This window comes from Pseudomonas sp. SWRI92 (genome assembly GCF_014268685.1).
In the GTDB taxonomy this organism is placed as follows: domain Bacteria; phylum Pseudomonadota; class Gammaproteobacteria; order Pseudomonadales; family Pseudomonadaceae; genus Aquipseudomonas; species Aquipseudomonas marvdashtae.
Map to the genome: position 1 here is coordinate 34,639 of NZ_JABWQY010000026.1, position 11,427 is coordinate 46,065.

Below are 11,427 nucleotides of genomic sequence, written 5' to 3' on the forward strand. Positions count from 1 at the left end.
GTAATATCGCGTAAAGATCATGCCCGCCGGGGCAAGTTGATTTCCACGGTCAGCCCACCGGACGGCTCGTTGCGCGCCTGTATGGTGCCGCCGTGTATCTCCACGGCCCTTGAGGCAATGGCCAAGCCCAGGCCGAAGCCAGTGCTGGCTTCGTTCAAGCCCCTTTCGAACGGGTTGAAAATGCTTTGTAGACGCAAATGTTCAACACCCGGGCCCTGATCGCTGATCTGCACCACCAGGCCGTCTGCGTCACCATCGGCCTCGACCACGACCGCCACCGTAGTGTTTGGCCGGGTATGGCGCACCGCGTTTCGAATGACATTTTCGAAACACCGATACAACAGCTCGCCGCTGACCCGACTGACAAAGGCCGGGCACGCCTGCAAGCTGACCTGGCACCCTTTCATTTGCGCTTCGAATCGAGCGTCCTCGACGATCACCGCCAGCAACTCGACAACATCGACTGGCTCGCGCTCGATACTCTCTGGTCGCCCCTGCAGGCGCGCCAGGGTCAACAACGCCTCGATCAACGTGTCCATGCGCACCGACTCACGGTCGATGCGCTCCACCATTTCCAGGCGAGCCGGATCTTGTTGCAGCAGCCCGATGGCCGCTTGCATGCGGGTCAAAGGCGAGCGCAATTCGTGGGAGATGTCGTGCAGCAAGTGTTGCTGAGCTTCTACCAACAGCTTCAGCTGGTTGGCCATTCGGTCGCAGTCTTCGGCCAGATCGACGATTTCATCACGTCGGTCCCCCATGATCGGCTTGACTCGGGTTTCGAAGCGCCCCTGGGCCACGTCACTCATGGCGCGCCGAAGATAGGCCAGCGGCCATGCCAGGTAGAAGGCCATATAGCCGCTGAACAGCGCACTCATGACCGTGCCGATGATCAACGGCGTCCAGTGGCTCGGCCCCCTGTCGCCTTCTTTGCCCAGGGCATGGGTGGATCTAAGTGACAGCGCGATGCCGTCCTTGCTGATGACCGATCGCTCGTAGGCTGGTTGCGGCACCGGCGTTCCGGCCAACAGCTGACCTGCATGGTCGTAGACGCCAACGGCCTGGTCATCCGGATGCTCCCACACCGCCAGCAGTTGCCGGCCCGACTCGATGCCAAACTGTCGCAATAACTGCTCTTCTGTGGCAAGGACCGTTTCCAGATGAGGATCGCCCGGCCTGGAACTGCCCATGACCAAGAGACCCAACCCGACCAGAAACGTCAGGCTGGTGGCGAGCCAGAACGCCAGGAACAGTTTCCAGAACAGCCGGCTGGGCTTAATCATTCGGCGATCAGCAGGTAACCGAGGCCCCGCACGCTCTGGATCCAGGCCTTCGCATCGGGTCGCGGCCCGAGCTTGTGGCGGATACTGCTAATGTGCACGTCGATACGCCGGTCGTAGCGGGTCAAAGGACAGCCCAAGGCATTGAGGGACAAGTCCTGTTTGCTCACCACCTGCCCGGCACAACGGGCCAGCTCTTCGAGCAGGCTGAACTCGGTGCTGGTCACCGCCAGCTCGCGTCCAAGCCATTGGGCCTGGCGCTTGCCGGGCCACAGGACCAGGGGGCCGGTCCTGATCACTTCGCCGATGGGCAGATCCGCCGGCCGCACCCGGCGCATGATGGCCCGTAGACGCGCCACCAGCTCCCCTGGTGAGCTGGGCTTGGGCACATAGTCATCGGCACCCAGTTCCAGGCCGGTGATCTTGTCGATGTTGTCGCCACGGGCCGTCAGCAACACCACGGGCACCTGGTTCACCGCCCGAATGCGCCTGAGCACCTCTATACCCGATAACCCTGGCAGCATCACGTCCAGCACCACGATGCTGTAGCGACCGGAAAGCGCCTGGACTTCGCCCTCCTCGCCGCTGTGCACGGCCGTCGCCTCAAAACCTTCACGCTCAAGGTATTGGCTGAGCATTCCAGTCAGTTCCTGGTCATCGTCGACAAGCAATACGCGAATCATGGGACGCTCTTGAGTGGGAGACGGTGCATTATCGCCATTGCATGGCACAGCGTCATCGCCACAGGCCAACCTTTACCTAACTTGACACTGGGTTAACCGCACCAAACGCACCGAGCTTTTATGCTGCATTTCCACCAGCCTGCTCGCTGCGCGGTGACTTGTCTTGCTTTGAGATATCCGCGCCCGCCTACGCTGCTTGTCGATGTGTCCTGGATAAGATCTTGATGAATTTTTCGCGCCTGCTCTGCTCGGCTGCACTGCTGCTCAATGCCACATTTGCACACGCTCAAGGCTTCAAAATTTCCGACATCCGTATCAATGGCCTTCAGCGCGTTTCCGCCGGCAGCGTGTTCGGTGCCTTGCCCTTGAATGTAGGTGACCAAGCAGATGAGCGGCGTCTGGTGGAGTCTACCCGTGCGTTGTTCAAGACCGGTTTTTTCCAGGACATCCAACTCGGGCATGACGCTAATGTCTTGGTGATCACTGTAGTCGAGCGCCCGTCGGTCGCCAGTATCGAGATCGAAGGCAACAAGGCGATCTCCACTGAAGACCTGATGAAAGGCCTCAAGCAATCCGGCCTGGCCGAAGGCGAGATATTCCAGCGCGCCACCCTCGAAGGTGTGCGCAACGAGCTGCAACGCCAGTACGTTGCCCAGGGCCGCTACTCGGCCACCGTCGACACCGAAGTGGTGCCGCAGCCGCGCAACCGCGTCGGCCTGAAGATCAACATCAACGAAGGCACCGTGGCGGCTATCCAGCACATCAACGTGGTGGGCAATACCGTCTTCGCCACGCAAGAATTGACCGATCAATTCACCCTCAAGACCACAAACTGGTTGTCATTCTTCAAGAACGACGACAAGTACGCCCGTGAAAAACTCTCCGGTGACCTGGAACGCCTGCGTTCCTACTACCTGGACCGCGGCTACATCAACATGGACATCGCTTCGACCCAGGTGTCCATCACCCCAGACAAGAAGCACGTCTACATCACCGTCAACGTCAACGAAGGCGAGAAGTATACCGTTCGTGACGTCAAGCTCAGTGGTGACCTGAAGGTTCCTGAAGACCAGGTCAAGTCGCTGTTGCTGGTGCAGAAGGACCAGGTGTTCTCGCGCAAGCTGATGACCACCACCTCTGAACTGATCACCCGTCGCCTGGGTAACGAGGGTTACACCTTCGCCAACGTCAACGGCGTGCCGCAGCCGCACGATGAAGACCATACCGTCGACATCACCTTCGCCGTGGATCCGGGCAAGCGTGCCTACGTCAACCGCATCAACTTCCGTGGCAACACCAAGTCCGAGGACGAAGTGCTGCGCCGTGAAATGCGCCAGATGGAAGGTGGCTGGGCGTCGACCTACCTGATCGACCAGTCCAAGACCCGCCTGGAGCGCCTGGGCTTCTTCAAGGAAGTCAACGTCGAGACGCCGGCCGTGCCGGGTGTCGATGACCAGGTCGATGTGAACTACAGCGTCGAAGAGCAGGCTTCCGGCTCGATCAGCGCCAGTGTCGGCTTCTCGCAAAGCGCCGGCCTGATCCTTGGAGGTTCGATCACCCAGAACAACCTTCTCGGCACCGGCAACTACGCCAGCCTGGGCCTGACCCGCTCGTCCTATCAAAGCAAGTACAACATCGGCTTTACCGATCCCTACTTCACGCCGGACGGTGTGAGCCTGGGCTACAACGCGTTCTACAACGCCACCGACTACAACGAATACTACGATGACGACTATTCGTACTATTCCATCAATAGCTACGGCGCCGGCACCTCTCTCGGCTACCCAATCAATGAAACCTCACGGCTGAACTTCGGCGTCACGGTGCAACATGACAGCATCGAACCAGGGACCTACAGCGCCGACGAGATCTACGACTTCATCGAGCGTGAAGGCAAGGATTTCACCAATTTCAAGGCTAATCTCGGCTGGTCGGAATCGACGCTGAACAAGGGCGTGCTGGCCACCCGCGGGCATTCGCAAAACCTGAATCTGATGGTCACCGTGCCCGGCAGCGACCTGAGCTTCTACAAGATTGACTACACCGGGCAGGCTTTCCTGCCGGTCAGCGACGCCACCTCGCTGCGGTTGCATACCAAACTGGGCTACGGCAACAGCTACGGCTCGACAGACGGCTTGCCGTTCTATGAAAACTACACCGCCGGTGGCGAGGGCTCGGTGCGCGGTTTTGAGAGCGGCTCCCTCGGACCGCGCAACACGCCAGCCACCGGCACCTACGCCAGCGCCGGCCAGGCGTACTACTCCGACCGGGATACCGAGTCACTGGGCGGCAACATACTTATCACCGGCGGCGTGGAATACCTGTTCCCAATGCCCTTCATCAAAGACAACAAGTCACTGCGCACCTCGGTGTTCTGGGACGTCGGCAGTGTCTATTCCGACAAGTGCTACCTGAGCACCACCCAAGGATGTGACGGGCTCGACCTCAGCCAGATGGCCAGTTCGGTGGGCGTCGGGGTGACCTGGTACAGCCCGCTGGGGCCGTTGAGCGTCAACGTGGCCTTTCCGGTCCGAACGCCGGATAACGCCGATACGCAAGTGTTTCAGTTTTCCTTGGGGCAGACGTTTTGAGCTGAGCAATGCAAGCATGAGTGGATGCATCTCAACGCATACAATTGAGGTACGGTCGGACTACCGTCAAGGAGACCGCCAAATGAGCCGCCTACCCACGCCCATGGGCCTTTTGATCAACCGTGATCAGCCGCTTGATTTCTGTTTCGACGGCACGCCATACCAGGGTTTCAAGGGTGACAGTATCGCCAGCGCGCTGCTCGCAAACGGACGGTTTCTGCTGTCTCGCTCGTTCAAATACCACCGCCCTCGCGGCCCATTGACCATGGCCGGGCAGGATGCCAACACGCTCGTGCAACTGCCGAATGTACTGGCCGACACCTATCCGTTGGAAAGCGACGTAGAGGTTACCGGGCAAAACTTTAACGGCTCGCTGGATAACGACAAGGATGCCTACCTCGGCAAGTTCTCCAAATTCATGCCGTAGGTTTCTACTACCGCTCGTTCTACAAGCCTAAAGGCATGTGGAAAGCCAGGCTGGCGGCAAGCTCGCCTACGATGACCAATTGGCCGAGTTCACGATCAGTGGTCTGCCGAAAAACCTGAGCGTTGCCGGTTCTGTCCAAGGCTATCACGCGCTGGACAACGTCTTGGCCGATGCAATCCATGCCGCTGCCGCGATAGTCACTGCGCTCAATCTCGATCTCACAGCCAAGCCATTGCCGATGCGGGCCGAGGCTCAGGTCAATTTCCCCTGGCCGATCTTCCCCCACCCCAAGGGTAAGGTCTTCGTCGATTTCGATGAGGACTTGCAAGTACGCGACATCATCAACGCGATCAAGATTGGCTATCGAGACATCCAGCTGGTCAAACGCTACTCCACGGTGGGCATGGGTCCCTCGCAGGGGCGTCACTCTGCGTTAGCGACCGCGCGACTGGTGGCGTCTTCGACTCAACGTAGCGTCAGCGAAACCGGCATCTCCACCGCCCGGCCCCCCTTCGAAGTAGAAAAACTCGCTCATGTGGCCGGCCGTGCTTTCGACCCGTATCGACAGACGCCCATGCACAGACGGCACTTGGATGCCGGAGCCAGGATGATGCCGGCTGGGATCTGGCAGCGTCCCGCGTATTACGGCAAGGCGAGCGAACGCGACAAATGCATGCAAGCCGAAGCGCAGCACGTGCGCAACAAAGTCGGCATCATCGACGTCTCGACCCTCGGCGGCCTGGATGTCAGAGGACCGGACGCCGCCGAACTGCTCAACCGCATGTACACTTTCGCCTTTCTCAAACAACCGGTGGGGCACTCGCGTTACGCGCTGATGACCAATGAACAGGGCGTGGTGATTGATGATGGTGTTTGCGCACGCTTCGCCGAAAACCATTTCTATGTCACCGCCACCACCAGCGGCGTGGATCGCATCTACCAACAAATGCTCAAGTGGAATGCGCAATGGCGGCTGAACGCCGACATCGCCAACGTCACGGCAGCGATCTCAGCAGTCAATGTCGCGGGGCCGGATTCACGCAAGGTTCTGGAAAAGATCTGTACCGACCTGGATCTATCGGCACAAGGATTCCCGTATCTGGGCGTGCGTCAAGGTACCGTTGCCGGGATCAAGGCACGTCTCATGCGAGTCGGTTTTGTCGGTGAACTGGGCTATAAAATTCACGTCCCTGCTCGGCACGCAGTGAAACTTTGGGACGCGTTGATGGACGCCGGCAAGTCTTTCGATATCCGACCTTTCGGCGTCGAAACCCAGCGGTTGCTCCGCCTTGAAAAAGGCCACGTGATCATCAGCCAGGATACCGATGGGATGACACACCCATCTGAAATTGACATGGGCTGGGCGGTCAGCAGGAACAAACCGTTCTTCGTCGGCCGTCGCTCGGTGGATATCCTCGAAGCCCAGCCGCTGAAACGCAAGCTGGTGGGCTTCACCTTGCCCAAGGGCAGCTTGCAACCGCTGGAAGGCCACTTGGTACTCAACGGCCCGGACATCAGCGGCAACGTCACCTCCTGCGAATACTCCGCCACGCTGGGCCGAATCATCGGCCTAGCCTACGCCGGTAACGAGCAGAGCGCCCCGGGACAGCACATTTCGATTCTCGTCGAAGGCGGCATCCTCGTCCAGGCCGAAGTGGTGCAACTGCCCTTCTTCGACCCCAACAACCAACGCCAGGAGGGTTAAGCCATGACCAGTCTGAAAGGCCATGAGACCATCACGCAACCGTACCACCTCATGGACCAGACCGACCTGCCCCGGGTCGGCTTTCGTGGCAGCCACAGCGCCGAGTACCTTACCGTGCGCGGCTTCACCCTACCGGACATTCCCAACCGCGCCACCGCCCAGGCCGACGGCAGCTGGGTGGCGCGCCTGTCACAGACCGAATATATGTTGCTGGGCAGCCTCCAGGATCAAGGTCAGCGGATTGCCGATGAAGAGGCACGCTGGGAACTCGGCCACCAGGGCAACTACCTGTTGCCCCGCCAGGACAGTCACGCCTGCCTGGTACTCAGCGGCGGTGCGATTGCCCAGGTGATGGCCAAGCTATGCGGGGTCGACCTCAGCTTCCCTGCCTTCAGGCCGGGGGCGGTGACGCAGACTTCAGCGGCACGGATCAATGTGATCCTGATCCATACGGGAAGTGCGGAGGCGCCAGCGTTTCATATCCTGTGGGATCGCGCCTCGAAGCAATATTTCAACGAGGCGCTGCTGGATGCGCTGGAGGAGTTCGGGGGCAGCCGCTACAACTCCACTTCACTGCTTTGACCTTCCGGGTGTGTTGACGTGTCGCCATATAGTCATGGGTATACAAGTCAACATCGTCGGGTTATCACTCAAGACCTTTCAGCGTTGGCCCCTGCCGCAAGAGCTGCAAGCTGATGCGCGCACGACCACCTTGCGGGCTAAGCGGCGCAATGCGCTGAGCGGAATTGAGCACCAAGCCATCGTAGCCCAGTGCAACAGCCCGAGTATGCCCACTTACCGCCAAGCCAAATCCTTCCCCGCCTGGCAGACCAAGCCAGATATCGTGCATCGGAAGCCACATTTTACCGGGAGCACGGCAGAGGCCTAAGTCGACGGCCTCGACGCGTTGTAATGACGAATGATTCGATTCCGGCAACTAAGTGCCGGGACACAGACTAGCAGTCCGCTCATGGCGGGAACCGTCAGAGCTAGAAGGCTTTAAGCAAACAGTAGCGAACGAGGGCCCGTTCGACGCTTTGCTTATCTCTCAAGACCAGACCAACGGCGACAGTCTGATCCGCGTCGTAGATCTCGTAGAAGACGCGGTAACCATCTGTATTAAGTTCACGATATTGCATGACACCCAGCTCGCTCAATTGAGGGCTAACGGGATAACCGAAGGGGATGGACGTGAGGTTATTTGTGATGATGTCAACGACGGCATCAACCCGCTGGTAAGCAGATTGCAACCCATGATAATCAGCCAGATATTCAATCTGGTCTTCGATACTTTGCTGAGCGATTTCAGTATAACGAACGGTGAATCTGGTCATTTAGACTCCTATATTATTTGTGGGCAAACCTCCTGCTCAAACGGGCTTTCAGGTCATCAGTGGAACAATGTTTACCTTGGGCATACTCGCGAGAGCTGATTGCGAGCATTTTCACAAGAGCAACTGCTTCGTCACGGCGCTTATGGTCAACATAAGACTCCACAACATAGGCAGGAACACCATTTTGCGTGACGACCAGCGGCTCATCTAATGGCAGGTCGGAAGCGTGCTTTTTCAAGAAACTTATTGTTTCGACTCGCATGAGCAGAAACCCTCCTTTGCGACGTCCATCCGGACGCCAATACTCTGATCGTTCTGTGTCAACGCGACCCAGAACCTTCCGGGCGAAATTGCCCGACACCGCTTACAGTACACCAAATTCAGACCAAAACAAGACCGACAACAGAAAACATTTTACGAGCCACGTCAATATTTATTTTTATTTCAACCTTTCGGACCGGGGCCTGCGAGCGGCCTGCCAACAGCACCACAGAGGCCGTAACCGACAGCCTCGACGCGCTGTGCGGATCAGAGGCCCAACCAGGTATGGTCGTAGGACATCACGTATCTTCCCTCGCCGATACGCGACAAATGTTACTAGCGGTAATTTGATCGAGGATAAGCTGGGGATCACACCCGCTCGCAGTCAACCCCGCCTAAGCAATGACAACCCATACTCGGAATCACTGTCTAGAACACTGAAATGCTGTCCGCTATAGCCCTTGGAAGGCTTTGCCACCTTGGACGCTGCACGGACTCGGCCGAGGGATTTTATGCGCTGCTACATCAACCAACACAGGCATAGCAGCTACTCGCCGACACGCCAAGACGTGCAGCTACGAGTAGCTGTGGTTCCACCACTCCATGACCGTGAGTTGCGTGCAGTCAATCGGCATTTAACGAATGCTATCAATACCGCCCATATAGGGCTTGAGCACCTCCGGCACACGGATAGATCCGTCCGCCTCTTGGTAGTTTTCCAGCACCGCGACCAAGGTGCGCCCCACCGCTAGCCCAGAACCATTGAGGGTGTGTACCAATTCCGGCTTACCAGTTTCTGGATTACGCCAGCGCGCTTGCATGCGACGGGCCTGGAAGTCACCGCAGTTGGAGCAAGAGCTGATCTCGCGGTATTTTTCCTGGCTCGGCACCCATACTTCCAAGTCGAAGGTTTTGGCGGCGCTAAAACCCATGTCGCCGGTGCACAGAACCAAAACACGGTATGGCAATTCGAGCGCTTGCAACACCCGCTCGGCACAAGCTGTCATGTCCTCCAAAGCCTCCATGGACTTCGCCGGCTCAACTACCTGAACCATTTCGACCTTGTCGAACTGATGCTGTCGGATCATGCCACGAGTGTCACGGCCAGAAGCACCTGCCTCACTGCGAAAACATGGGCCATGGGCGACAAATTTGAGGGGCAATCGTTTTGCATCGAGAATCTGCCCTGCGACCAGATTGGCCAATGGGACTTCCGATGTAGGGATCAGATAGAAGTCAGCCTCACCTTCACGGGTGATCTTGAAGAGGTCTTCCTCAAACTTCGGCAGTTGGCCGGTGCCCTGAAGAGCAGACGCATGGACCATATAGGGGATGTAGGTTTCCTCATAGCCATGCTGTGAGGTGTGCAAATTGATCATGAACTGCGCCAATGCGCGGTGCAGGCGCGCCATCGGGCCATGCAAAACGGAAAAGCGGGCGCCGGACAGCTTGGCTGCAGCTTCAAAGTCCAGCCCTCCGCTAATTTCACCCAGCGCTACATGATCTTTGATATCGAAGTCGAACACACGCGGAGCACCCCAGCGGCGCACCTCGACGTTGCCTTCTTCATCGGAGCCTATTGGGACGCTGGCGTCCGGTATATTGGGAATGGCTAAAACGATATCGTCCAGTTCCGCCTGAATGCTGTCCAGTTCGTTTTTACCAGACTCAAGTTCGTTGGCTACCCGCGCGACGTCAGCCATCAAGGGCGCGACGTCTTCACCCTTAGCCTTTGCCTGCCCAATGGATTTTGAACGGGCATTACGCTCAGCTTGCAATTGCTCGGTGCGGACCTGCACTGCTTTTCGACGGGCTTCCAGTGATCGATCTGCGTAACATCTAGGCTAAAGCCACGGGAGGCCAGACGATTCGCCACTTCTTGGGTTTGGCTGCGTAAGAGTTTGGAGTCGAGCATATCGGTTTCTCTCAGCGTGAGGGTGGCTTTGAAGCCCAGTCGTGAATAAGCGAGCCCAGCTGACAGGCGGCTGCTCGGCACGCGGCAAACATTCCTTAAATAGAATTCAGACAACACTTACTACAACCAATCGCCTGTCGAAAATTCAGCTTTGCATATTCAACGGCTTGGCGACTGCTTTCACGATATCCAAGAACTAGCCTCTCCTCTGGACGAGGAAGCAAAATAAATATGCTCGTATGAACCTCATAACCACCATTAGCTTTCGGTAGAATAACTGGCAAGAAATATAAGCAGTACTACGAACCATTCCCAGAATGGGCAATTTCCTGCCCATTCACAGATGAGTTCCCCTAGTGCAAAATTTGACTTAGAAACGCACGTGTACGGCTATTTTGTGGATTATCAAAGAATTCCTTTGGAGAGGCTTCCTCGACAATCTCTCCCTTATCCATAAAGATCACGCGATTGGCTACGGTGCGGGCGAAGCCCATTTCGTGGGTCACGCACAGCATGGTCATGCCGTCTTCGGCCAGGCCGATCATGGTGTCCAGCACCTCTTTCACCATCTCCGGGTCGAGTGCCGAAGTCGGTTCGTCGAACAGCATGATTTTCGGCTTCATGCACAGGGCACGGGCGATGGCCACGCGCTGTTGCTGACCGCCGGAGAGCTGGCCCGGATACTTGTGCGCCTGCTCTGGAATACGTACGCGCGCCAGGTAATGCATGGCGATTTCCTCGGCCTCGCGCTTGGGCATCTTGCGCACCCACATCGGCGCCAGGGTGCAGTTCTGCAATATGGTCAGGTGCGGGAACAGGTTGAAGTGCTGGAAGACCATGCCGACTTCGCGGCGGATCGCTTCGATCTGCTTAAGGTCGTTGGTCAATTCCACGCCATCGACCACGATGCGGCCCTGCTGGTGTTCTTCCAGGCGGTTGAGGCAGCGGATGGTGGTGGATTTGCCGGAACCCGAAGGGCCGCACAGAACGATACGCTCGCCCTGTTTGACGTTCAGGTTGATGTCTTTTAGTACATGGAACTGGCTGTACCACTTGTTCACACCCTGCATCTGAATAATGCCTTCAGGGCTCACAGGCTGTTTGATTGCTTCACTCATTACAGAACTCCTAACGCTTGTGGCCAGTGTCCAGCTTGCGTTCCAAATGCATGGAATAGCGGGACATACCAAAACAGAAAATCCAGAACACCAGGGCGGCAAACACATAGCCTTCA

At 57.5% G+C, this 11,427-nt stretch carries 7 protein-coding genes and 4 pseudogenes; 5 read left to right on the plus strand and 6 right to left on the minus strand.

All coding sequences use genetic code 11. The features are described 5' to 3' along the window. Nucleotides 1-17 precede the first annotated feature (17 nt). Nucleotides 18-1,280: an ATP-binding protein gene (locus HU762_RS25535; protein ID WP_186641610.1), complete on the minus strand. Its 1,263-nt coding sequence runs from the start codon at nucleotides 1,278-1,280 to the stop codon at nucleotides 18-20. Continuing rightward, nucleotides 1,277-1,960: a response regulator transcription factor gene (locus tag HU762_RS25540; protein WP_186641612.1), complete on the minus strand. Its 684-nt coding sequence runs from the start codon at nucleotides 1,958-1,960 to the stop codon at nucleotides 1,277-1,279. Before HU762_RS25540 ends, HU762_RS25535 begins: the two co-directional genes overlap by 4 nt. Nucleotides 1,961-2,184: 224 nt before the next feature. On the opposite strand from HU762_RS25540, the gene bamA reads away from it, so the two are divergent. The 4 genes and pseudogenes from bamA to HU762_RS26825 all read left to right on the plus strand — a co-directional run. Further along, nucleotides 2,185-4,551, plus strand: a complete 2,367-nt coding sequence (gene bamA / locus HU762_RS25545; RefSeq protein WP_186641614.1) for an outer membrane protein assembly factor BamA — start codon at nucleotides 2,185-2,187, stop codon at nucleotides 4,549-4,551. 82 nt (nucleotides 4,552-4,633) lie between these two features. After that, nucleotides 4,634-6,683: pseudogene (locus HU762_RS25550) on the plus strand (2Fe-2S iron-sulfur cluster-binding protein). A gap of 3 nt (nucleotides 6,684-6,686) precedes the next feature. Next, nucleotides 6,687-7,265 (plus strand): sarcosine oxidase, encoded by a 579-nt coding sequence (locus tag HU762_RS25555; protein WP_186641616.1) that lies wholly within the window; start codon nucleotides 6,687-6,689, stop codon nucleotides 7,263-7,265. A 55-nt stretch (nucleotides 7,266-7,320) separates the two neighbouring features. Beyond that, nucleotides 7,321-7,553 (plus strand): annotated as a pseudogene (locus tag HU762_RS26825) (IS3 family transposase); the annotation flags it as partial. 119 nt (nucleotides 7,554-7,672) lie between these two features. Here the strand turns inward: HU762_RS26825 and HU762_RS25560 are convergent. Next, nucleotides 7,673-8,017, minus strand: coding sequence for a type II toxin-antitoxin system RelE/ParE family toxin (locus tag HU762_RS25560; RefSeq protein WP_186641618.1), 345 nt, complete (start codon nucleotides 8,015-8,017; stop codon nucleotides 7,673-7,675). Nucleotides 8,018-8,030: 13 nt separating this feature from the next. Beyond that, a complete protein-coding gene (locus HU762_RS25565) occupies nucleotides 8,031-8,279 on the minus strand; it encodes a type II toxin-antitoxin system Phd/YefM family antitoxin (RefSeq protein WP_186641620.1) in 249 nt (82 codons plus the stop codon). Nucleotides 8,280-8,555: 276 nt separating this feature from the next. Between HU762_RS25565 and HU762_RS26830 the strand changes: the two are divergent. Next, nucleotides 8,556-8,823: pseudogene (locus HU762_RS26830) on the plus strand (IS3 family transposase); the annotation flags it as partial. Nucleotides 8,824-8,913: 90 nt separating this feature from the next. Here HU762_RS26830 and serS read toward each other — a convergent pair. Together serS and HU762_RS25575 are read right to left on the minus strand one after the other, a co-directional pair. Beyond that, nucleotides 8,914-10,193 (minus strand): annotated as a pseudogene (gene serS / locus HU762_RS25570) (serine--tRNA ligase). A gap of 353 nt (nucleotides 10,194-10,546) precedes the next feature. Further along, nucleotides 10,547-11,311, minus strand: a complete 765-nt coding sequence (locus HU762_RS25575; protein ID WP_186641622.1) for an amino acid ABC transporter ATP-binding protein — start codon at nucleotides 11,309-11,311, stop codon at nucleotides 10,547-10,549. Nucleotides 11,312-11,427: the final 116 nt, after the last annotated feature.